The sequence below is a fragment of the Pseudomonas sp. Z18(2022) genome (assembly GCF_036346535.1).
Taxonomy (GTDB): Bacteria; Pseudomonadota; Gammaproteobacteria; order Pseudomonadales; family Pseudomonadaceae; genus Aquipseudomonas; species Aquipseudomonas yamanorum_A.
On sequence record NZ_JAOTOA010000001.1, the window covers coordinates 357,126 to 376,542 of the forward strand.

The following is a 19,417-nucleotide window of genomic DNA, read 5'->3' on the forward strand; positions in this document are numbered from 1 at the left end:
ATTTCATTATGCGTTTTACCTCGACTTTCGCCCTTGCTGCATCCCTGACCTTCATGTCCCTTGGCGCGCACGCCGCAGCCCCTTCGAACTGGCCTGCCGGCGCGCGGGACAGCTTCATCAAGGACTGCAGTGCTGCCGCCCAACAAAGCGTTGATGCCAAAACCGCCAAAGACCATTGCGAATGTGGCGCGGACAAGATCAATGCCGAATTGAGCGGTGCGGAGATCAAGGAACTCATGACCAACCAGAACGCAGATCCCGCGCTCAAGAACAAAGCTGTCGCGGCTATTTCGTCCTGCAAAGTCGTGAAGAAAAAGTAATATTCAGGCCCTGCCAGACCAGTTAATGGACCAAAAACAGCCCTGAAAACTGCCATTTCTCACAAATTACGCAGCTTTTACGGCTTTTTTTACCAGCTGATATTTCGTGCAGAAGCCCCGTAGATCGGGGCTTTCAGCCAACCAAGGCATGAAACACAACGCGATTGATTAGCAAACAATGCCTTGGGGGGGCTCCCAAGCCGAACATTTCGACTATGATAGCTCGGTGTGCCCAGTTGGCCTGAGCAGCACAGCACTACTGAAAATATATGTTTCTTGGAGATACACCATGTCTAATCGCCAAACCGGCACCGTTAAATGGTTCAACGATGAAAAAGGCTTCGGCTTCATCACTCCTCAAGGTGGCGGTGACGACCTGTTCGTACACTTCAAAGCTATCGAAAGCGACGGTTTCAAAAGCCTGAAAGAAGGCCAAACCGTTTCCTTCGTGGCTGAGAAAGGCCAAAAGGGTATGCAAGCTGCACAGGTTCGCCCAGAGTAATTTCTGCGCTGATCTAAAAAACCCCGTCCATGTGACGGGGTTTTTTATGGCCTGGATAAAAGCGCTGTAACAATCAGCCGCAATTGACCCGATTGATCACCAGGTTGTCATCGGTATTGAGGTTCAGGCGGTCGGAGCGGTATTCCAGGGTGACCATGTCGTCTGGCTTGAGGATTCGTGCGTTCTGCGCACCGGCGCGGCTACGGGCCTGTTCCAGCAGTTGTGGCGAAGCCTTCTGGCCGATTGCGAATTCGGCCGCCTTCGCCTCACAGCGGCTATGACCGGCATCGGTCACGGCAGTGTCTTTGGCTGGCTCAGAGGTACCCGAGGTGCTGCAGCCCGTCAAGACAAGCGCAGCCAACAAAGTACCGAGTGATGCGAGCTTCCAAGGCATGAAGCCTCCTTTGAGAAAAATGGACAGAGATCGTGCGACCATGGTTTGGCCGTTTGGTTTCAGAATTGTCACAAATGGCCGTGGGCCAGTCTGCCTGAGTCGACGCTTCAGATTGGCGAATCAATCGTCACCAGATATGAACGCACTCAGTAGATGTCGATGTAATCAAACGGCGGCTTCGGCCAGTTCTGCTTGAGGGCGTTGAAAATCTGCATCACCCACACTTCATCGCTGGCCGCGACGCTGCCGACATAACCGGAACCCGCCGCCCAAGTCTCCAGGCGGAACAACAGGCCATCGATATCAACACCGCCCACCACGCCCGAAGAGATGTAGGCAATGCCGGCCTTGGTGACGCGCAATTGGGTGTGAACGTTGTCACTGGCGCTGGCAAGCAACTGCCTCACAGCGTCCAGCGTGAGGCTCTCGGGGTTGTTCAAATCGATCTGCACGCGGCTTGCCCTGGCAATTAAACAGGCCGACAGTGTCGCACAGCCCTCCCCTCATGCCTAAGTAGCAGTGTCAAACGCTGCGCAAAATGGTTAACTCCACGCGCCAGTTAATGCACCAACCGCCTTTCAGCCTCGCGAGACACCCATGACCATCGTGACGATCCACGCCGACATCAAAGCCAAGTGGCCCCACGGGCAAAGCTCCTACAGCCCGGGCAGCCCGGAGGAGTTGGCAATCATCGGAATCGACCTGCTGGTCAAGGAACTGGGAACACAGGCCGCGCAGGCATTTATCGGCCAGGTATTCGAGAAATACCCGGCCGATCACATGGGGGCACCAGACCCCGAGCGCGAATAAGACCCGGCCGACGAGCGTCGACCGGTAGACCGCTTACTTCAGGCGACCAAGACGTTCGGTCAGCAGATCGAAGAAGCCCTGGGCATCGCCGTTTTCAACCCAGAACGCGTTCTTCGGTTGTTTCAGACCGTCGTACCAGTCGACGATGGTCTGGCCGAAGGTCGGGCCTTCACGGCTGTCCACCACCACGTTGACCTCACGGCCACTGAACAGCGAAGGCTTGAGCAGGTAGGCAATGACGGTTGCGTCATGCACCGGGCCACCCGGGATGCCGTAGTGCTCCATGTCGCCTTTGACATATTCATTAAGAATATCGCCCACCACCTTGCTCGCGTTGTTGTTCAACGCAGCAATCTGCTTCAGGCGTGCGTCGCTGGTCAGCACCTTGTGGGTCACGTCCAACGGCAGATACGTCAGCTTGACGCCACTTTTGAGCACGATCTCGGCCGCGATTGGGTCCGCGAACAGGTTGAACTCAGCCACCGGCGTGATATTGCCGCCGTTGAAGTGCGCGCCGCCCATCACCACCACTTCCTTGATGCCTTGGGTGATTTCCGGTGCCTGGGTCAATGCCAGCGCCAGGTTGGTTTGCGGGCCGAGCATGGCGATGGTGATGCTGTGAGGCTTGGCGGTGCTGAGGGTCTTGATCAGGTAATCAACGGCATTGCCCTCGGCCAGGCCTTTTTTCGGCTCATGCACGGTGACACCGGAGATACCTTCCTTGCCGTGGATGTTTTCGGCATAGATCGGCGTGCGCAGCATCGGTTTAGGCGCACCGGCGTAGACCGGGATTTCCTCGCGCCCTGCCCACTCGCGGGCCAGGCGCGCATTGCGAGAGGTCTTGTCGAGACGCACATTGCCGGCAACGGTGGTCAGCGCGCGAATCTTCAACTCATCGGGCGAGGCCATGGCGAACAGCAGGGCCACCACGTCATCGGCACCGGGGTCGGTATCGATGATCAGGTCGATTTTTTCCGCCCCGTGGGCGCTTGCAGCGGTTAGCACGGACAAAAGCAGCACACTCCGGAACAGGTGTCGCAGGGTTTGGGTACCACGTTGCATGACGCACTCCTTGTCGTTGGGAAATTCTAGAACGTTACGCCGGAGACCAGCGCGATATTGCAGTAAGGCTGGCACTCGCCGGTGCGCACCACCGCCCTCGCCTTGCGGCTGAGCTGCTTGAACTCTTCGTGGCTGACCAGGCGGCGCTCGCCAAGGGCGACCTGCTCGGTCAGGGTATTGAGATCAGCCAGGGCCGGCGGTTGCTTGAGCAGGATTTCTTCGGCAAGCACGTGGCTTTCTACCTGCATTTCGCTGAGCACGATGCGCAGGGTGCTGACGAAATCCGGGATGCCTTTGGTCAGTGCCAGGTCGATCAGCTCGACGCCCGGCGGCACAGGCAGGCCGGCATCACCGATCACCAGAATGTCGCCATGGCCAAGGGACGCGATCAGCCGCGACAGCGCGATATTGAGCAAGGGAGTCTTTTTCATGAGGGCACAAAACCTTGGACGTCATGCAATGTAGGAATGGAGGGTTGTGCGCCGGCCCGGGTCACGGACAACGCCGCCGCCACCTGGCCGAAACGAATGGCCTCGGCCTCGCTCTTGCCGTTGGCCAGCGCCGCCGCAAAACCACCAACGAACGTGTCACCGGCAGCCGTGGTATCCACCGCCTTGACCTTGGGCGCCACCAGGTGCTCAAAGCCGTGGCCGTCGGCAAACAACGCGCCTTCGGAGCCGAGGGTAATGATCACTTTGCCGGCACCGGCCTTGATCAAATGCGTGGCGGCGACCTTGGCGCTGTCCAGTGAGTCGACCACCACGCCACTCAAGGCCGAGGCTTCGCTTTCATTGGGAATCAGGTAGTCGATGGCAGCGTACCAATCCTCAGGCAGCGGACCGCTGGCCGGCGCCGGATTGAGGATCACGGTCTTGCCCAGTGCGCGACCGCGCTTGAGGGCATGGCCGACGGTGTCCATCGGTGTTTCAAGCTGGCAGACGATGACGTCGGCGGCTTGCAGCACGTTATCAAATGTCTGCAATTTGGCAGGAGTCAGCTCGCCGTTGCTGCCGGCGACGATAACGATCGCGTTCTGGCTGCTGTCATCCACCACAATCAGCGCCACACCGCTGGAACCGTCGACGGTGCTGACGGCCTGGCAGTCGATACCTTCCACCAACAACGCGTCGCGCAACTGCGCGCCATAGGCATCGGAGCCCACGCAGCCAACCATCGCGACCTGGGCCCCGAGGCGCGCCGAAGCTACCGCCTGGTTGGCGCCCTTGCCGCCCGGGACGGTGGAAAACGATTGGCCGATCAGGGTTTCACCGGCGCGGGGCAGCCGGCTGGCCCGGGTGACCAGGTCCATGTTCAGGCTGCCTATTACCACTACTTTTGCTGGCATACATCAGTACTCATCAATTCGGTTCAGCGGTATTGGGCGAACACACCGGCCAACGGCGCCGTCGACTCGCGCAGGACAATACTCGGCGTCACGATGCGTTGATCGATCGGCAATTGGGGTGTCGCAATTCGTCGCAACAAAAGCTCGGCCGCCATCTCTCCCAGTTGCAGGATCGACTGGCCTACCGTGGTCAGCGCCGGGTACACGTACTGGCTCATTTGAATATCATCGAACCCGATCACCGACAGCTCGCCGGGTACGCGGATATTGCGTTCGGCAGCCGCGCGCAAGACGCCGAAGCCGATCATGTCGTTGCCGGCAAAAATCGCGCTGGGCGGATTATCCGCCAGCAGCTGCGCCGCAGCCGCGTAACCACCGGTGCTGGTGAAATCACTTTCCAACACGCGTCCGGCAGGCACTTCCAGCCCGGCCTCGGCCAGGGCGCGGTAGTAACCCGCCATACGCATCTGCGCCACACGGGTATGGCTCGGGCCACCAATGCAGGCAATGTCGCGATGGCCCAGATCCAGCAAGTGCCGGGTCGCCAGGTAAGCGCCCTGTTCGTGGTCGATGCGCACCAGGTCGACATCGATCCCGTCCAGCGCCCGGTCGACGATGACCATGGGCGTGCGCACCGCTTTCAGGCCCGTCGCCAGGCCGCTGTCGTCACCGCCAACGGAGGTCACGATCAGCCCGTCGATGCGTTTTTCCAGCAGCACCCGCAGGTAGCTGCGCTGTTTTTCGGCATTGTCGTCGGAGTTGCAGAGGATCACGCAATAGCCGTTACGCTCGCAGTAATCCTCGATGCCCCGCGCCAGCTCCGCAAAATACGGGTTGAGGCTGTTAGGCACCAACAGGCCGATGGTCGCGGTGGTCTTGGCCTTCAGCGATCGCGCGACCGCACTGGGCACGTAGTCGAGCTGCTTGATGGCCGCCTCGACCTTGATCCGCACCGGCTCGCTGACCGGGCGCGTCTTGTTCACCACATGGGACACGGTGGTGTAGGAAATCCCCGCCAGCGCAGCCACATCCTTGATCGTTGCCATGGCTCAGGCTCGCCGACTGGCGCGCTGGCTACGGTAAGTATCCAGCACCACCGCGATCACGATCACGGCACCGGTGATGATACGTTTGGTCGGTTCGGTGGCACCAATCTGCGCCAACCCTGCCGCCAGTACCGAGATGATCAGCACGCCGAAGAACGTGCTGATCACCGAGCCACGCCCGCCCATCAGGCTGGTGCCGCCAATGACCACGGCAGCGATCACTTGCAACTCCAGGCCGGAACCGGCGTTGGGGTCTGCCGCTTCCAGGCGGGAAATCTGGAACAGTGCCGCCACGCCGGCCAGCAGGCCCATCAGGCTGAACACCAAAATCTTGTAGGGCTTTGGATTGATCCCGGCCAGACGCACGGCCTCTTCGTTGGTACCGATGCCGATCAGGTAGCGACCGAACACGGTACGCGTCAGCACCAGCTGCGCGGCGATGATCACCAGCAGAGCGATGATGAACGACGGAGAAATCCCGAAAGCCACCGGGTTGGACAGCCAGGCAAACGAATCACCGATATAGGCGGTGCGCGAGCCGGTCATCTGGTACGCCACGCCGCGGGCCATTTCCAGCACGCCGAGTGACACGATGAACGACGGAATACGCCAGGCCACGGTGATCGAACCGGTAATGGTACCAGCCAACGCGGCGCAACCCATGCCCAGCACAGCGGCCGGCAACACACTCCAGCCCCAGCCGAGAATCGCCACGCTGACGGCGGATGCGGCCAGGGCCAGCACCGAACCCACCGACAGGTCGATGCCGCCGATGATCAGCACGAAGGTCATGCCGACCGCCAACACCATCAGGTCGGGAATCTGGTTGGCCAGGGTGCTGAAGGTGTCGTACGACAGGAAGTGGTCGCTCAGGAACGAGAACAGCGCAATCATCGCCAGCAAGGCACCGGCCAGGCCCAGGTAAGTGCCCAGACCGTAGAAATTGCCGCCACGTTTTGCGGCGGAAGAAGTCGTTTTCATGGGGTATTCCTAGGCGCTGCGTCGTTGAGCAGCGCATCACGTTTCTGATAGCCGGCAAAAGCGGCGGCAAGCAATTCGTCCTGGGTCCAGCTGTCGCGCTCGAAGGTCTCGATCAAGCGCCCGGCGGAGAGCACGCCGATACGGTCACAGATCAGCATCAACTCACGCAGGTCGCTGGACACCACCACCAGCGCCTTGCCCTGGCGGGTCAGATCGCCGAGCAAAGCGTAAATATCGAATTTGGCGCCGACGTCGATGCCCCGGGTGGGCTCATCAAACAGCATCACCGCGCAATCGCGCTCCAGCCAGCGGCCAATCACCACTTTCTGCTGGTTACCGCCCGACAGCTCGGACACCAACTGTGCAGGGCTGGAACTGCGGATGCGCATGGCGTCGACCTGACGCTTGGCCAAAGCGGTTTCGTCGCGACTGTTCACCAGGCCGGCGCTGGACACTTTCGGCATGTTGCCCAAGGCGATATTGGCGCCGATGGATTGAGTCAGCAGCAGGCCTTCGCCTTTACGGTCCTCGGTGATCAGGGCAATGCCATGACCGACCGCGTCGGCGGGCGAGCGAATGCTGACGACTTGCGCGGGTGTACCCAGGGCCACGGTGCCGCTGTCGGCCAGGTCGGCCCCGAAGATCAGGCGCAACAACTCTGTACGGCCGGCACCGATGAGACCGGAGATGCCGTAGATTTCGCCGGCACGCACTTCAAACGACACGTCGCGGACCTTGTCCGAGCGCGTCAGGCCTTTGACCGTCAACAGCGGGGCGCCGATGGTGCGCGGGCCCAGGTCGATTTTCTCGCCCAGTTCGCGGCCCACCATCAGCGTGACCAGTTGCTCACTGTTGTAGTTGGCCATCGGCTCGACACATACCAGTTTGCCGTCACGCAATACCGCAATGCGCTGGGCGACACGGGCCAGTTCTTCGAGCCGGTGGGAAATATAGATAATCGCCACGCCCCGGGCTTGCAGGCGGGTGATTTGCTCAAACAGCATCTCGACTTCACGGGCGGTCAACATCGCCGTGGGTTCGTCGAGGATCAATACGTGGCAATCGCCGATCAGGTTGCGGGCGATCTCGACCATCTGCTGGTGGCCGATGCCGAGGCTGCCGACCAGGGTGTCGGGGTCGATGGCGTCCAGGCCAACTTGGGCCATGGCTTCAATCGCGGCCTTGCGCAGTTGCTTGCGGCTGATCCAGCCACCGTGGCTGGGCAGGTTATCGAGGAACAGGTTTTCGGCAACCGTCAGGGTCGGCAGCAGGTTGAGCTCCTGCATGACCATGCGGATGCCCTGCTCTTCAGCCTGGGTGCGGCTGCCCGGTGTGTAGGCCTGGCCATTGAATTGCATCTGGCCGTCGGTCGGAGTGACCAGCCCGCCGATGATCTTCGACAGGGTGCTTTTCCCCGCGCCATTTTCACCGGTAAGCGCCAACACTTCCCCACGATTGAGTGTCAGGGTGATGTCGGATAGAACCGGTTGGGCATAGGTCTTGCCGATACCGCTGACCGAGAGGACAGCGTTCGGTGCGGAAGATGACATAGGAACGTCTCCAGGCGTCCGCTCGGGATGAGCGGACGCTGTTTTGTGCTGCCGGGGATTACTTCTTGAGGATGAGTTCGACCGGGGTTTCGATCATGCCATCCACGGCATCGACTTTTTCACCCTTGACCAGTTTCAGAGCGTTCTGGATACCGAACACGGCTTGCTGGGCAGCGGCCTGGTCGGCGGTGGCCAGGACACGGCCGTCCTGCAGCATCGGCTTGATGGCTTCGATGTTGTCGTAGCCAACCACGAATACCTTGCCCGCCTTGCCGGCGCCGCGCACGGCGGAGACTGCGCCCAGTGCCATGTTGTCGTTACCGGCCAACAGTGCCTTGATGTTCGGGTTTGCCTGGAGCATCGCAGCGGCAATCGCGTTGCCCTTGTCGATTTCCCATTCGCCGGACTGGGTGGAGACGATCTTCATGCCGGCGGCATCCATCGCATCCTTGAAGCCAGCGGTACGCTGCTGGGCGTTGGTGGTGGTGGACACACCTTCGATGATGCCAACCTCGTCACCCTTGGTGAGGTGCTTGGCCAGTTCTTCACCCACCAGGCGCGCGCCTTTGCGGTTGTCCGGCCCCACGAACGGAATATTCAGGGATTTGCTTTTCAGCACGTCCACATCAAGACGGTTGTCGATGTTGACGATCTTGATGCCTTTGTCGGAGGCCTTTTTCAGCACGGTGACCAAGGCTTTCGAATCAGCAGGAGCAATGACGATGGCGTCCACTTTGGACAGGATCATCTGATTGACGATATCAATCTGCGCAGCGGTATCGGTTTCGTTCTTGATCCCGTTGGTGATCATGTCGAAATCGGCGGCGTGGGCTTTCTGGTATTCCTTGGCACCGTCTTGCATGGTGACGAAGAATTCGTTGGCGAGGGATTTCATGACCAGGCCGACCTTGGGTTTGGCGGCGGTCTCGGCGGCAAATGCAGAGGAAAGAGGCAGGGCAGCGGATGCGGCAGCAAGCACAGCGACAGCAAGAAGACGTCCAGCAAATGGCAGCTTCATGGGTTCACTCCGATCTTATGATTATTGTGAGCAACGCTTGCACCGAAGAACGCTTCGGCAGCCATCCCACCCGGGCGACTGATACGAGTTTTCACGACACTCGGGGGGCACCCCGTGAAACAACTCGCAAACGTTTGCGTTAGATCAAACTATGAGAAGCTTGTCGAGATTTGTCAACGGGAGAAAACAGCCTTTTGATGAATACGCTCTACGCCCTGCCCTCGCGGCCATTGGCTGCCCTCATTAAACATCGGCGCCGTTTGCTCGTTCTCTGAAACGACAGGTCGCGGTGTGCCTGCCACGTATAACGCCCTCTCTTTTCCGTCATCCTTTTCGGACAACCGAACACTCACCGCCAGTTTGTTCGGAAAGCCGGACACGAAACAAAAATCATCGGCTGAAAAACGAACAAAAATAGATATAAATCAATAAGTTAAATTCTATTTAATAACAAAATACCGCTGGTACAAATCCTGCTCTTACTCAGCACCTCGCGGCGCTCAGAACCGCCCGGGTGTTTCTAGATGAACCTGCATCAGCACTCATCCAAAACTAGAGAGAAGAATAATGAAATCTGCGTTGAAAACTTTCGTCCCGGGCGCGTTAGCCCTCCTGCTGTTGTTCCCTGTTGCCGCTCAGGCAAAAGAAGCTGAAACCAAGCAAAAACTGTCCAACGTGGTGATCCTCGCCACTGGCGGCACCATCGCCGGCGCTGGCGCCAGCGCAGCCAACAGTGCGACGTACCAGGCCGCCAAAGTCGGCATCGAACAATTGATTGCCGGTGTTCCTGAGCTTAGCCAGATCGCCAATGTACGCGGCGAGCAAGTGTTGCAAATTGCCTCCGAAAGCATCACCAACGAAAACCTGCTGCAACTGGGTCGCCGCGTCGCCGAACTGGCAGACAGCAAGGACGTCGACGGCATCGTGATCACCCACGGTACCGACACCCTGGAGGAGACCGCCTACTTCCTGAACCTGGTGGAAAAGACCGACAAGCCAATCGTGGTGGTCGGCTCGATGCGCCCGGGCACTGCCATGTCGGCTGACGGCATGCTCAACCTGTACAACGCCGTTGCTGTAGCCGGCAGCAAAGACGCCCGCGGCAAAGGCGTACTGGTGACCATGAACGACGAGATCCAGTCGGGTCGCGATGTCAGCAAGATGATCAACATCAAGACTGAAGCGTTCAAGAGCCCATGGGGCCCGCTGGGCATGGTAGTTGAAGGCAAATCCTACTGGTTCCGCCTGCCAGCCAAGCGCCACACCATGAACTCGGAATTCGACATCAAGACCATCAAAAGTCTGCCGGATGTCGAAATTGCCTACTCCTACGGCAACGTAAGCGACACTGCCTACAAAGCCCTGGCCCAGGCCGGTGCAAAAGCCATCATCCACGCCGGTACCGGCAATGGTTCGGTGTCTTCCAAGGTGGTGCCTGCCCTGCAGGAACTACGCAAGCAAGGCGTGCAGATCATTCGCTCTTCCCACGTGAATGCCGGCGGTTTCGTTCTGCGTAACGCCGAACAGCCTGACGACAAATACGACTGGGTGGTTGCCCACGACCTGAACCCGCAGAAAGCCCGCATCCTGGCGATGGTCGCCCTGACCAAGACTCAGGACAGCAAGGAACTGCAACGGATGTTCTGGGAATATTGATCGCCCTCAGGCCTGGCCGGTAACGGTTGGGCCATCCCGCTCGTGGCGCACCGCGAGCGGGTCCAACTTCCCCCGCTTTACCCCTCGCGCAAAAAATCCTTGAAAAACAAAGCCCTCCTACACCAAATCGGCAAAAACATTGTCAGAAGAACTTCTTGAATTTTAAGCAGTTGCGAAATTGCCCACAGTTAAATACTGTATGCACGTACAGCCTAACAAGGAATACTCCGTGGCAAAGCCCTCTTCCGCAGCACCCACAGCTCCCGACGCCTACCAACGCCTGGCCGTTCGCGTGCAGAAAATCATCAATTCCACCAATGCCCAAAAAAACAAGGCGGCGTTGATTTTCCGTTTGCCGGAGGAACCGGAAGACGAGTGGGCGCGACTACTGGAGGAGATTGCAGAAAACGACAACGTCACCCTCGCCTATCGCGATGACGGTGGCGTGCAGATTTTCTGGGTTGTGCCGAAGGAAGATTGAGTCAATGAGTGTCCGTTTTATCAGTGTGCTGTTTGTGTTTTTTGCTGTCACCGCTCACGCGCAAGCCCCCAAGACCTTCAGCGAAGCCAAGAAAATCGCCTGGAAGCTTTACCAGCCGCAATCCACGGAGTTTTATTGCGGCTGCAAATACAACGGTAACCGGGTGGACCTGAAAGCCTGCGGCTATGTCCCGCGCAAGAACGCCAACCGGGCGGCACGTATCGAGTGGGAGCACATTGTTCCCGCCTGGCAAATCGGCCATCAGCGCCAGTGCTGGCAGGACGGCGGGCGCAAGAACTGCACCCGCAAGGATGCGGTATACAAGCGTGCCGAGGCGGACCTGCACAATCTGGTGCCGAGCATCGGCGAGGTGAATGGCGACCGTAACAACTTCAGTTTTGGTTGGCTGCCGGTGCAAAGCGGGCAATACGGGTCGTGCCTGACGCAGGTGGACTTCAAGGCCAAGAAGGTCATGCCTCGCCCATCCATTCGCGGAATGATCGCCCGTACTTACTTCTATATGAGCAAGCAGTATGGCTTGCGCCTGTCGAAGCAGGATCGGCAGCTCTACGAGGCCTGGAACAAGACTTATCCGGTACAACCCTGGGAACGCCAGCGCAATCAAACCGTGGCGTGTGTGATGGGGCGCGGCAATGAATTCGTCGGCCCGGTGAACCTGAAAGCCTGCGGCTGAATAAAAACGCGGGAGCGCTGGCGTCTCCCGCAGGCCGGTAGCTTACTGTGCAACCTTGTGTTCGATGACCTCGGACACGGTGTCATTCTTCTTCGCCGTGACCAGTTTCTGGGTCAACTGCGCCTGCTTCGCTTCAGCCTCGGCCTTGGTGCTGAACGGCCCCATCAATACCTGGTCCTTACCGTCTTCCTTCACCAGATAGAAACTGAAACCGTGTTCGAGCAACCACGCGGTCAGGTCAGTCATCGCCTGGAGCTTGTGATCCGGCGGCCCCACCCATACATCCCACTCTTGAGAGGCGATCGCACCGACCGCAGGTTGGGCCTGGGCGGGCGCCTCGGCAACGGCAGGCCTGGCCTTGGGCGCATCGACGCTTTTACCTTCACCGCAACCGGCCAATGCCAACACCGCAATTGCCATCGCTACTTTACGCACTACCCTGCTCCTTAGAGGATCAAAGAGGCGACTTTATCATTCACTGTCTATTCTGGCCGTCATAAACGTTGGCTTAAACAATGCGAATGATGTATCGCAGACCTGTATGATGGCGCCATGGGAATTAATGCCGCCTCTATGCGTCCTAAAAGAGGCAGCCACAGGGAAGCGCTTCGCAGTAAGCTACACACATCCGACATCTGCCCTGTCTGAACATGTGCCTTTCAAAGCAATCAAGGAGAAGTCCATGCTGATACTCACCCGCAAAGTCGGTGAAAGCATAAATATCGGTGATGACATTACCATCACCATTCTGGGCGTTAGCGGCCAGCAAGTAAGAATCGGCATCAATGCTCCAAAGGACGTTGCCGTGCATCGCGAGGAGATCTACCAACGTATCCAGGCGGGCCTGACGGCTCCGGATAAAAACCAGACACCTTGAAGCGCCTCCAGTAGCCAGCCCTTTCGTTCACTGTAACGGCTGGCGAAAACCTCTTTAGCCTGCTCGCGGCTTTACGCGGCCAGCGCGCCCTATTTCCCTCGCTCCAACCCCGGGCCGCCTTCAGCCAAGGCCGACGCCGCGCGCCATACCCGTTGCCGCGATCATCATCAGCACAACCAGCAGCGCCTGCAGGTGGCTGATGCGTGCAAAAAGACCTGCCTGGTGCAGATCCAGACGCGTGCCCCGAACCAAGCCGATACGCCATTTGATAAAGCGGATCATCGGCGCGAGCTCAAGTAACAAAATTAATGCAAACAGCGTCATCTTCACGTGAAACAACGGCTGGTGCAGGTAATACTCACTGCCTTTTTCGTAACTGCCAAAGGCCCGCAGGCCACCGGTTATCAGGAGCACCAGAGCACTGATCCCCCAGATGTTGTCCGCGATCAACACGCTGCGTACGGTGGATGGGGCACTATCAGAAACACCGCGCAGGGCCTTGCCCCGCGCAAGCACGGCTGATAAAGCCATGGCGAATGCCAGTAAATGGACGGCTGCAAGAAACCACTGGATGAACATAAGGCGTACTCCCTTCTGTCTGACACATGGCAGGAACCCTGTTCAGTAATAGCCGCTGGCTGCGTTACACGCATGAAACAACCTGCAAACAAAGGGAACTTGTTGAATGTTACAGAGCCGAATCTCGTGACAAATCTTTTACAGTCTGCAGCGCGCCAAGGAGCACGTTGATGAGGCGACCTGGTAAACAACCCCACTTATCCAAGTCCTGGATGATCGCCGTGCTGATAGGCGTGGTCTTTTTTGGGCTGGAATATGGTCTGCGGTACAAAATGGAGGGCACCTCCGACAAGGCCTACTCCTGGCTGGACCTGACGCTGTTCCTGAGCGCCTATTTGTTTTTCTTCTGTCTCAAGCCGATCCAGGCCGCCATTCATCGAAAACTGTGCCGGCGTGCTCCTCGCCGCGAGCGCCGGAAAGCGTCCTCCTGATCCAAGGCAGGGCCCCGTGAAACCCCGTTTAATCGCTATCAGATCGCCGGTATTTACAGCCGCGCGCCACAACCTATGCTAGGGCGTGCACGGTCAGTGAAAGGTTGCAGCGCAGATGGACACTCTGAGCAAAACTGAAATCGAAGCAGCACTGGCAGCGCGCCTGCCGAGCTACAAAATCGTCTGCACCCTGCATGCCGACGGCACGCTTTCGGCGGTCCTCAGCGGCCCGGAAGCTGATCACTTTGCGGTGACCGGTATCGTCCGGGCGCACCATCGAGGGCCGGAGGCGATTGCCAGGCTCGCCAGCGAAATCCTCAAGGAAATGGTGTTGTCTCGTCAGGGGCTCAAGAGCAACCGCCTCCAGACGCTGGCCGACAACGACTCCGCTGCTGAACCGTCTGCTTACAAAGAAGGCCGATCCGGGTAACCCGATCGGCCTTCTTTTCATGTCAGGCGCTGTAAGTGCAGCAGCCCGGCATCATCGCGCTGAACCTGCAAATGCTCGTACCCGGCAATCGACGGGTGCTCGGTGACCATCGGCACAAGGTGCGTCGACGTCACCACCATCACATCAGCCCCCGCCGCCTCACCGGCGCGAATCCCGACGCTGGCATCTTCAAACACCAGGCAGTCCTGTACCGCCACTCCCAGCCGTTGCGCACCGAGCACATAACAGGCCGGATCCGGCTTGCCGCTGGCCACGTCCTCCGCCGTGACCAGGACCGCCGGCGGATTGATCCCGGCCGCTTGCATACGGCGCAGGGCCAGAGCCCTGGGCGCAGACGTGACCAGCGCCCATTGATCGCCAGGCAACGCGTTGAGAAATTCCACCGCGCCGGCAATCGCCACTACCCCTTCCACATCCTCGAGTTCAGCCTCGGTGATCCATTGCGCCTCTGCCTGCGCATCAACACCGGGCAACGCCTGACGGGTGATGGTATCGATGGCCCGGGCGCCATGGATGGTCTTCAGGAACGCCGCGACATCCAGCCCATGGCGTTCAGCCCAGGTGGCCCAGACGCGCTCGGCGGCGGCAATGGAGTTCAGGAGCGTACCGTCCATATCGAACAGAAAGGCACGGTAACGATTGGCGAATACAGCTGAATCGCGGGTGGACACTGCTCGGCTTCCTCTTGCTTTCGTCACCCGGTCTTGGGTGCTGACGAACCACTTGCCTGATGCAATCTACGGATCGGCCCAAACGCTGTAAACCTTATTCCGGGCGACGGTTTTGTATCGGACTGTATGGAAACCCTGCCTGGATACGCGGACCTGCATTTGGCCACGCCCGGGCACACATGGCGGATACACCGCGAGGATCAACTACGACCACCAGCCAATCCGGCTGCCTCACTCGCAGGAGCATCACCATGTTCAATTTCTCGAAAGCTTCCTCCCTGGTATTCGGCCTGGCGGTCGTCGCAGGCCTCGGGCTGTCATCCGTGGCGTCGGCCCACACCCACGCCGCGGTAGTCAAAGGCGAAGCTTCGCACCTGGTTGCCGAGGGTGGTGCGGACCGCCTGCATGAGCGCGGCCTGGCAGAAGGTGGCGCCGAGCGCGTGCAGGCAGCCCGTACGGTGTGATGCGGCATCACACCACGCTGAACCCGGGCAGCCTCCAGGCTGCCCATTGCATTACAAACTTGTCATTAAGCTGTCAGTGTTGCCAGCACCCTCACTTCATACAGTGAAGTCGTCGGTCACCCACAGCGGGTGACCCAACTTCCCACTGATAAAGAAGCGAGCCCGCCCCATGAAACCTGCAAGCAAACTCTGCCTGATCGCCGCCAGCCTGTTGATGCTGGGCACCGGCGCCGCCGTAGCCGGCCCGATTGCCCCGGTGAAAGCCAACAACGTGGTACTGGTACACGGCTCCTGGGCTGACGGCTCCAGCTGGTCCGAAGTGATCACCCGCCTGCAAGCCGCCGGCCTGCATGTGACCGCCGTACAAAACCCGCTGACCTCGGTGGCAGATGACGTCGCCGCCACCAACCGCGTACTCGATCAACAGGACGGTCCTACCGTGCTGGTGGGCCATTCCTACGCTGGTACCGTGGTCAGCGACGCCGGGGCCAACCCGAAGGTCAGCTCGCTGGTGTACGTCGCCGCCCGCGCCCCGGATGCCAACGAAGACTTCGTCGCCCTGTCGGCCAAGTATCCGTCCACGCCCGTACGTGCAGGCGTGGTGGAGCACGACGGCTACCTGACCCTGAACCAGGATGCCTTCCTCAAGTACTTCGCCGCCGACGTGCCTCGCGCCAAAGCCATGGAGTTGTACGCAGTCCAGCAACCCATCGCCAAGACTCTGTTCAGCGGCCGCACCGTCAACGCCGCGTGGCATACCAAGCCGTCCTGGTATGCGGTGTCCAGCAACGACCAGACCATCAACCCGGACCTGGAACGCTTCCTCGCCAAGCGCATGAACGCCACCACCATCGAGCTGCCGTCGAGTCACTTGTCGCTGGTTTCCCACGCCAAGGAAATCACCGACCTGATCCTCGAAGCGTCCGGCCGCCAGCCTTAATCCCTTCATTACGATCTTGTCATCATCCTGTTGGTTGGCTGTTTGTGTCCCCTGGTTACTGTGAACTCACTGCCGCAGACCGGCAGCCAACCCTTAAAGAGAGATACCGCCATGAAAACTTTTATCCTCGGTTTTGCCGCCCTCCTCGCCACCGGCTCGGCCTTTGCCGATACCACGACCTCGGTGATCCACGACAAACCTGGCTTCTTCATACACATGGACGTGGCGAAAGTACTGTCGAGCACCGACACCTACGGCCAGTGCGGCATCGTCCCCGCCCGCCTCGACTACCTGGACAGCCAGGGCCGCGAACACGTGCTGGACTACCAGGTACAGGGCATCGGCTGCCCCAATGACAATTGATCGGGCTACACTTGCGCCACGCACAACCGGCACATCACCAGGGCAATCCCATGAATATCCTCGTAGTCGAAGACGAGCCCAAGGCGGGCAACTACCTGCTTAACGGCCTGCAGGAACTGGGTTACTCCGTGAGCCTCGCCCGCGATGGTGTGGACGGTTTGCACCTGGCCCTGGAAACCCCGTTCGACGTGATCGTGCTGGACGTAATGATGCCGAAGATGGACGGCTGGGAAGTGCTGCGTCGCCTGCGCAAGGAAGCCGATACGCCGGTGCTGTTCCTCACCGCCCGGGATGACATCGCCGACCGCATCAAGGGCCTGGAGCTGGGCGCCGATGATTACCTGATCAAGCCGTTTTCCTTCGCCGAACTGGTGGCGCGTCTGCGCACCCTGACCCGGCGCGGGCCGAGCCGTGAAGAAGAACAACTGCAGATCGCCGACCTGCAGATCGACGTGCTCAAGCGCCGCGTCACCCGCGGCGGCGTGCGCATCACCCTGACCAACAAGGAGTTCGCCTTGTTGCACTTGTTTGCCACCCACCAGGACCAGGTCCTGTCGCGCTCGCTGATCGCCTCGCGGGTATGGGACATGAATTTCGACAGCGACACCAACGTGGTCGACGTGGCCGTGCGCCGCCTGCGCCTGAAAATCGACGACCCGTTCCAGCTCAAGCTGATCCACAGCGTGCGCGGCATCGGCTACCGCTTCGATACCCAACCATGAGCCAGCCTCGGCATTACTCCCTGACCCTGCGCCTGGCACTGATCTTTGCCTTGCTGGCCTTCGCCCTGCTGGCCACTCTCGGCGTAGCACTGTACCGCGAGCTTGAGCGCGAACTGATCCACCGTGACGACGCCGCACTGATCTACCGCGTCGACCAACTGCGCAACCTGCTGAACGACAGCAACACCCTGGACCTGATCAAGACCAAGCCGGAGCTGTTCCAGAACATGCTGGGCAACCGCGAGTCGGTGCTGAGCATCGCCGCGCCCGGGCAGAAGCCATTGCTGGAGGTGAACCCCGGTAACATCGACATGCCCGACGTGACCCCGGTGCCCAAGGACCACACCCTGGAATTCGCCGACGTGCAGCACTTGCCCGGCATCAATGGCGTGCCCTTCTCTACCCTGGCTGCCACCATCGATTCGGGCGACCTGGGCAGCCTGCAAGTCACCACCGGGCGGCTGATGACCGAGCGCACCGCCGTGCTCGCCAGCTATCGGCTGAGTGTCTACATCCTTGCCAGCATCGCCGCGTTGGTGCTGGCGGTGGTCGGCTACCTGATGGTGCATCGCGGCCTGCTGCCATTGCGGCGCCTGGCGGTGCATGCCCAAGGCATCGGCGTGGGTAACCTCGCTGCGCGCCTCGACAGCCACGGCGCACCGAAAGAACTGCTGCCGATGATTGATTCGTTCAACACCATGCTCGAACGCCTGGCCAAGGGCTTCGTGCAATTGGGCCAGGTCTCCACCGACATGGCCCACGAACTGCGCACACCGATCAATAATTTGCTCGGAGAAACCCAAGTGGCGTTGCAGCAACACCGCAGCGTCGAGGCCTACCAGCAACTGCTTGCCTCCAACGTCGAAGAGCTCGAACGCCTGGCGCGCATGCTCGACAACATGCTGTTCCTGGCCCGTACCGACCCGGCCAGCGCCCTGCGCCAACGCCAGGAACTGGACGCGGCCGACGAAGTGGAACGCATGGCCGACTACTTCGAAGGGCTGGCGGGCGACGTCGACATCAGCATTCTCGCCCAAGGGCACGGGGTGATCTGGGCCGAACCCATGCTGCTGCGCCGTGCCCTGGCCAACCTGTGTGCCAATGCCATCAAATATGGTGCGCCAGGTACCGAACTGCTGATCCGCGCCACGCCCTGCGCCGAGGGTATCAGCCTGAGCGTGACCAACCACGGCGCGACCATTGCGGCGGAGCACTTGCCGAGGTTGTTCGAGCGGTTTTATCGCGTGGATGAATCCCGGGAACGTTCGGCCCATTCCAACGGGTTGGGGCTGTCGATTGTCGCGACCATCATGCTATTGCATAACGGCCGGTACAGCGTGAGCAGTGAAGACGGCGTGACGTGCTTCGCGTTGTTTTTTCCCGGGCGGGAGGCATAGCTGCTTGCCATGGAGCAGGGTCTTCAAGCATCGTAGCGCCCCCATCGGATACGGTGGCTTCCCCTCTCTCAATCTCTGTGGATACGGAAATCAATGAAAACCTCCAAGGCCCTGTTTGCCCTGTCGTTCGCTGTCGCCCTTTCGATGCTGGGTGGTTGTGCCGCCAAGGTAAAAAGCGGCGGTACAGACGCCCTGGCCATTCCGGAATCGGCCAAACAAAACCTGGTGGTGAGCTTTAAAGGCAATACCACCGTCGAGCAAAACCAGGACTGGCCACTGCTCAAGCAACAATGGGGCGCGGCCCTGCAAACCGAAGCGCAACAGGCCGGCTATAGCCTCAAGGAAACGCCAACCATCAACACCGGCAGTGCCGACGGCGTGGGCATCACCATCAACGTCAGCAAGTTCCGCTACCTGACCGCGGGCACCCGCTACGCTGCCGGTGCGCTGGTGGGCAACGCCTGGGTGTTCTCGAAAGCCGACTTTTCCGACTTGAAGTCCGGCGCACCGCTGGGCGCGCGCACCTATGAAACCGAGTCTTCGGCGTGGGAAGGCATTGCGTCGGCCATGACCCAGAAGCAAGTCCAGGCGATTGCCAAGCAAGTAATCGCGGATATCAAGAACGCCAAGACGCAGTAATCCCCTGGCGGGTATCCATGTTGC

At 59.7% G+C, this 19,417-nt stretch carries 27 protein-coding genes; 15 read left to right on the forward strand and 12 right to left on the reverse strand.

Features of this window, described 5'->3' with window-relative positions; translation table 11 throughout:
* Nucleotides 1-5 precede the first annotated feature (5 nt).
* On the forward strand, nt 6-320 hold the full coding sequence (locus V3W39_RS01580) for a hypothetical protein (RefSeq protein ID WP_177044037.1): 315 nt from the start codon (nt 6-8) through the stop codon (nt 318-320).
* Between the two features lie 289 nt (nt 321-609).
* A complete protein-coding gene (locus tag V3W39_RS01585; protein WP_003179963.1) occupies nt 610-822 on the forward strand; it encodes a cold-shock protein in 213 nt (70 codons plus the stop codon).
* Nucleotides 823-895: 73 nt separating this feature from the next.
* Here V3W39_RS01585 and V3W39_RS01590 read toward each other — a convergent pair whose 3' ends face one another.
* Together V3W39_RS01590 and V3W39_RS01595 are read right to left on the reverse strand one after the other, a co-directional pair.
* Nucleotides 896-1,216: an I78 family peptidase inhibitor gene (locus V3W39_RS01590; RefSeq protein ID WP_177043906.1), complete on the reverse strand. Its 321-nt coding sequence runs from the start codon at nt 1,214-1,216 to the stop codon at nt 896-898.
* A 146-nt stretch (nt 1,217-1,362) separates the two neighbouring features.
* Nucleotides 1,363-1,668 carry a hypothetical protein gene (locus V3W39_RS01595; protein ID WP_330212090.1) on the reverse strand — a complete coding sequence of 102 codons (306 nt, stop codon included), beginning with the start codon at nt 1,666-1,668 and terminating at the stop codon, nt 1,363-1,365.
* A 145-nt stretch (nt 1,669-1,813) separates the two neighbouring features.
* On the opposite strand from V3W39_RS01595, the gene V3W39_RS01600 reads away from it, so the two are divergent.
* Nucleotides 1,814-2,026, forward strand: a complete 213-nt coding sequence (locus tag V3W39_RS01600) for a hypothetical protein (RefSeq protein WP_003219951.1) — start codon at nt 1,814-1,816, stop codon at nt 2,024-2,026.
* A gap of 33 nt (nt 2,027-2,059) precedes the next feature.
* Here the strand turns inward: V3W39_RS01600 and V3W39_RS01605 are convergent, their stop codons facing one another.
* Genes V3W39_RS01605 through V3W39_RS01635 form a run of 7 tightly spaced genes read right to left on the reverse strand, consistent with a single transcriptional unit; the run spans nt 2,060 to nt 9,028 of the window.
* Entirely contained in the window at nt 2,060-3,088 is a 1,029-nt protein-coding gene (locus V3W39_RS01605; protein WP_010175635.1) for a nucleoside hydrolase, read from the reverse strand.
* 26 nt (nt 3,089-3,114) lie between these two features.
* Nucleotides 3,115-3,519 carry a D-ribose pyranase gene (gene rbsD, locus V3W39_RS01610; protein WP_330212091.1) on the reverse strand — a complete coding sequence of 135 codons (405 nt, stop codon included), beginning with the start codon at nt 3,517-3,519 and terminating at the stop codon, nt 3,115-3,117.
* Complete coding sequence (gene rbsK, locus V3W39_RS01615) at nt 3,516-4,433, reverse strand: ribokinase (RefSeq protein ID WP_177115340.1); 918 nt, start codon at nt 4,431-4,433, stop codon at nt 3,516-3,518. The genes rbsD and rbsK overlap by 4 nt, the downstream gene beginning before the upstream one ends.
* Nucleotides 4,434-4,456: 23 nt before the next feature.
* Complete coding sequence (locus V3W39_RS01620; protein WP_003219958.1) at nt 4,457-5,479, reverse strand: LacI family DNA-binding transcriptional regulator; 1,023 nt, start codon at nt 5,477-5,479, stop codon at nt 4,457-4,459.
* A 3-nt stretch (nt 5,480-5,482) separates the two neighbouring features.
* A complete protein-coding gene (locus V3W39_RS01625) occupies nt 5,483-6,460 on the reverse strand; it encodes an ABC transporter permease (protein WP_330212092.1) in 978 nt (325 codons plus the stop codon).
* Complete coding sequence (locus V3W39_RS01630) at nt 6,457-8,010, reverse strand: sugar ABC transporter ATP-binding protein (protein WP_330212093.1); 1,554 nt, start codon at nt 8,008-8,010, stop codon at nt 6,457-6,459. The genes V3W39_RS01625 and V3W39_RS01630 overlap by 4 nt, the downstream gene beginning before the upstream one ends.
* A 58-nt stretch (nt 8,011-8,068) precedes the next feature.
* Nucleotides 8,069-9,028, reverse strand: a complete 960-nt coding sequence (locus V3W39_RS01635) for a sugar ABC transporter substrate-binding protein (RefSeq protein WP_177043911.1) — start codon at nt 9,026-9,028, stop codon at nt 8,069-8,071.
* Nucleotides 9,029-9,595: 567 nt separating this feature from the next.
* On the opposite strand from V3W39_RS01635, the gene V3W39_RS01640 reads away from it, so the two are divergent.
* The 3 genes from V3W39_RS01640 to V3W39_RS01650 all read left to right on the forward strand — a co-directional run bounded on the left by V3W39_RS01640 (nt 9,596) and on the right by V3W39_RS01650 (nt 11,859).
* Nucleotides 9,596-10,684: an asparaginase gene (locus V3W39_RS01640; RefSeq protein ID WP_010175648.1), complete on the forward strand. Its 1,089-nt coding sequence runs from the start codon at nt 9,596-9,598 to the stop codon at nt 10,682-10,684.
* A gap of 229 nt (nt 10,685-10,913) precedes the next feature.
* The gene (locus V3W39_RS01645; RefSeq protein WP_010175649.1) at nt 10,914-11,165 is read left to right on the forward strand and encodes a DUF1654 domain-containing protein; all 252 of its coding nucleotides are present in this window, start codon (nt 10,914-10,916) and stop codon (nt 11,163-11,165) included.
* A 4-nt stretch (nt 11,166-11,169) separates the two neighbouring features.
* Complete coding sequence (locus tag V3W39_RS01650) at nt 11,170-11,859, forward strand: endonuclease (RefSeq protein WP_177043913.1); 690 nt, start codon at nt 11,170-11,172, stop codon at nt 11,857-11,859.
* Between the two features lie 42 nt (nt 11,860-11,901).
* Here V3W39_RS01650 and V3W39_RS01655 read toward each other — a convergent pair whose 3' ends face one another.
* Entirely contained in the window at nt 11,902-12,294 is a 393-nt protein-coding gene (locus V3W39_RS01655) for an SPOR domain-containing protein (protein WP_256390381.1), read from the reverse strand.
* Nucleotides 12,295-12,541: 247 nt separating this feature from the next.
* Here V3W39_RS01655 and csrA point away from each other — a divergent pair, with 247 nt between their 5' ends.
* On the forward strand, nt 12,542-12,736 hold the full coding sequence (gene csrA / locus V3W39_RS01660) for a carbon storage regulator CsrA (protein WP_003192511.1): 195 nt from the start codon (nt 12,542-12,544) through the stop codon (nt 12,734-12,736).
* 120 nt (nt 12,737-12,856) lie between these two features.
* On the opposite strand, the gene V3W39_RS01665 is transcribed toward csrA, so the two are convergent.
* Nucleotides 12,857-13,315, reverse strand: coding sequence for a DUF2214 family protein (locus tag V3W39_RS01665; protein WP_177115342.1), 459 nt, complete (start codon nt 13,313-13,315; stop codon nt 12,857-12,859).
* 212 nt (nt 13,316-13,527) lie between these two features.
* On the opposite strand from V3W39_RS01665, the gene V3W39_RS01670 reads away from it, so the two are divergent.
* Complete coding sequence (locus tag V3W39_RS01670; RefSeq protein ID WP_371321481.1) at nt 13,528-13,746, forward strand: hypothetical protein; 219 nt, start codon at nt 13,528-13,530, stop codon at nt 13,744-13,746.
* Nucleotides 13,747-13,861: 115 nt separating this feature from the next.
* The gene (locus V3W39_RS01675) at nt 13,862-14,176 is read left to right on the forward strand and encodes a hypothetical protein (RefSeq protein WP_177115343.1); all 315 of its coding nucleotides are present in this window, start codon (nt 13,862-13,864) and stop codon (nt 14,174-14,176) included.
* Between the two features lie 17 nt (nt 14,177-14,193).
* On the opposite strand, the gene V3W39_RS01680 is transcribed toward V3W39_RS01675, so the two are convergent.
* Nucleotides 14,194-14,868 carry an HAD family hydrolase gene (locus V3W39_RS01680; protein WP_177043917.1) on the reverse strand — a complete coding sequence of 225 codons (675 nt, stop codon included), beginning with the start codon at nt 14,866-14,868 and terminating at the stop codon, nt 14,194-14,196.
* A 251-nt stretch (nt 14,869-15,119) separates the two neighbouring features.
* On the opposite strand from V3W39_RS01680, the gene V3W39_RS01685 reads away from it, so the two are divergent.
* From V3W39_RS01685 to V3W39_RS01710, 6 genes are all read left to right on the forward strand, one after another.
* On the forward strand, nt 15,120-15,332 hold the full coding sequence (locus V3W39_RS01685) for a phage infection protein (protein ID WP_177043918.1): 213 nt from the start codon (nt 15,120-15,122) through the stop codon (nt 15,330-15,332).
* Nucleotides 15,333-15,501: 169 nt separating this feature from the next.
* Nucleotides 15,502-16,272, forward strand: coding sequence for an alpha/beta fold hydrolase (locus V3W39_RS01690; RefSeq protein WP_177078975.1), 771 nt, complete (start codon nt 15,502-15,504; stop codon nt 16,270-16,272).
* Nucleotides 16,273-16,383: 111 nt separating this feature from the next.
* Complete coding sequence (locus V3W39_RS01695) at nt 16,384-16,635, forward strand: DUF2790 domain-containing protein (protein WP_330212094.1); 252 nt, start codon at nt 16,384-16,386, stop codon at nt 16,633-16,635.
* A gap of 50 nt (nt 16,636-16,685) precedes the next feature.
* Nucleotides 16,686-17,357 carry a heavy metal response regulator transcription factor gene (locus tag V3W39_RS01700; protein ID WP_010175671.1) on the forward strand — a complete coding sequence of 224 codons (672 nt, stop codon included), beginning with the start codon at nt 16,686-16,688 and terminating at the stop codon, nt 17,355-17,357.
* Complete coding sequence (locus tag V3W39_RS01705) at nt 17,354-18,754, forward strand: heavy metal sensor histidine kinase (RefSeq protein WP_330212095.1); 1,401 nt, start codon at nt 17,354-17,356, stop codon at nt 18,752-18,754. Before V3W39_RS01700 ends, V3W39_RS01705 begins: the two co-directional genes overlap by 4 nt.
* A gap of 93 nt (nt 18,755-18,847) precedes the next feature.
* Nucleotides 18,848-19,393: a hypothetical protein gene (locus V3W39_RS01710; RefSeq protein WP_330212096.1), complete on the forward strand. Its 546-nt coding sequence runs from the start codon at nt 18,848-18,850 to the stop codon at nt 19,391-19,393.
* Nucleotides 19,394-19,417: the final 24 nt, after the last annotated feature.

Bases quoted from the DNA above. Each gene is read 5' to 3' on its own strand.
- V3W39_RS01665 (WP_177115342.1), bottom strand. From the start codon at position 13,315: ATGTTCATCCAGTGGTTTCTTGCAGCCGTCCATTTACTGGCATTCGCC.
- V3W39_RS01685 (WP_177043918.1), top strand. From the start codon at position 15,120: ATGTTCAATTTCTCGAAAGCTTCCTCCCTGGTATTCGGCCTGGCGGTC.
- V3W39_RS01670 (WP_371321481.1), top strand. From the start codon at position 13,528: ATGATCGCCGTGCTGATAGGCGTGGTCTTTTTTGGGCTGGAATATGGT.
- V3W39_RS01590 (WP_177043906.1), bottom strand. From the start codon at position 1,216: ATGCCTTGGAAGCTCGCATCACTCGGTACTTTGTTGGCTGCGCTTGTC.
- V3W39_RS01650 (WP_177043913.1), top strand. From the start codon at position 11,170: ATGAGTGTCCGTTTTATCAGTGTGCTGTTTGTGTTTTTTGCTGTCACC.
- V3W39_RS01690 (WP_177078975.1), top strand. From the start codon at position 15,502: ATGAAACCTGCAAGCAAACTCTGCCTGATCGCCGCCAGCCTGTTGATG.
- csrA (WP_003192511.1), top strand. From the start codon at position 12,542: ATGCTGATACTCACCCGCAAAGTCGGTGAAAGCATAAATATCGGTGAT.
- V3W39_RS01700 (WP_010175671.1), top strand. From the start codon at position 16,686: ATGAATATCCTCGTAGTCGAAGACGAGCCCAAGGCGGGCAACTACCTG.
- V3W39_RS01625 (WP_330212092.1), bottom strand. From the start codon at position 6,460: ATGAAAACGACTTCTTCCGCCGCAAAACGTGGCGGCAATTTCTACGGT.
- V3W39_RS01585 (WP_003179963.1), top strand. From the start codon at position 610: ATGTCTAATCGCCAAACCGGCACCGTTAAATGGTTCAACGATGAAAAA.
- rbsK (WP_177115340.1), bottom strand. From the start codon at position 4,433: ATGCCAGCAAAAGTAGTGGTAATAGGCAGCCTGAACATGGACCTGGTC.
- V3W39_RS01605 (WP_010175635.1), bottom strand. From the start codon at position 3,088: ATGCAACGTGGTACCCAAACCCTGCGACACCTGTTCCGGAGTGTGCTG.
- V3W39_RS01620 (WP_003219958.1), bottom strand. From the start codon at position 5,479: ATGGCAACGATCAAGGATGTGGCTGCGCTGGCGGGGATTTCCTACACC.
- V3W39_RS01675 (WP_177115343.1), top strand. From the start codon at position 13,862: ATGGACACTCTGAGCAAAACTGAAATCGAAGCAGCACTGGCAGCGCGC.
- V3W39_RS01600 (WP_003219951.1), top strand. From the start codon at position 1,814: ATGACCATCGTGACGATCCACGCCGACATCAAAGCCAAGTGGCCCCAC.
- V3W39_RS01630 (WP_330212093.1), bottom strand. From the start codon at position 8,010: ATGTCATCTTCCGCACCGAACGCTGTCCTCTCGGTCAGCGGTATCGGC.
- V3W39_RS01705 (WP_330212095.1), top strand. From the start codon at position 17,354: ATGAGCCAGCCTCGGCATTACTCCCTGACCCTGCGCCTGGCACTGATC.
- rbsD (WP_330212091.1), bottom strand. From the start codon at position 3,519: ATGAAAAAGACTCCCTTGCTCAATATCGCGCTGTCGCGGCTGATCGCG.
- V3W39_RS01710 (WP_330212096.1), top strand. From the start codon at position 18,848: ATGAAAACCTCCAAGGCCCTGTTTGCCCTGTCGTTCGCTGTCGCCCTT.
- V3W39_RS01635 (WP_177043911.1), bottom strand. From the start codon at position 9,028: ATGAAGCTGCCATTTGCTGGACGTCTTCTTGCTGTCGCTGTGCTTGCT.
- V3W39_RS01640 (WP_010175648.1), top strand. From the start codon at position 9,596: ATGAAATCTGCGTTGAAAACTTTCGTCCCGGGCGCGTTAGCCCTCCTG.
- V3W39_RS01695 (WP_330212094.1), top strand. From the start codon at position 16,384: ATGAAAACTTTTATCCTCGGTTTTGCCGCCCTCCTCGCCACCGGCTCG.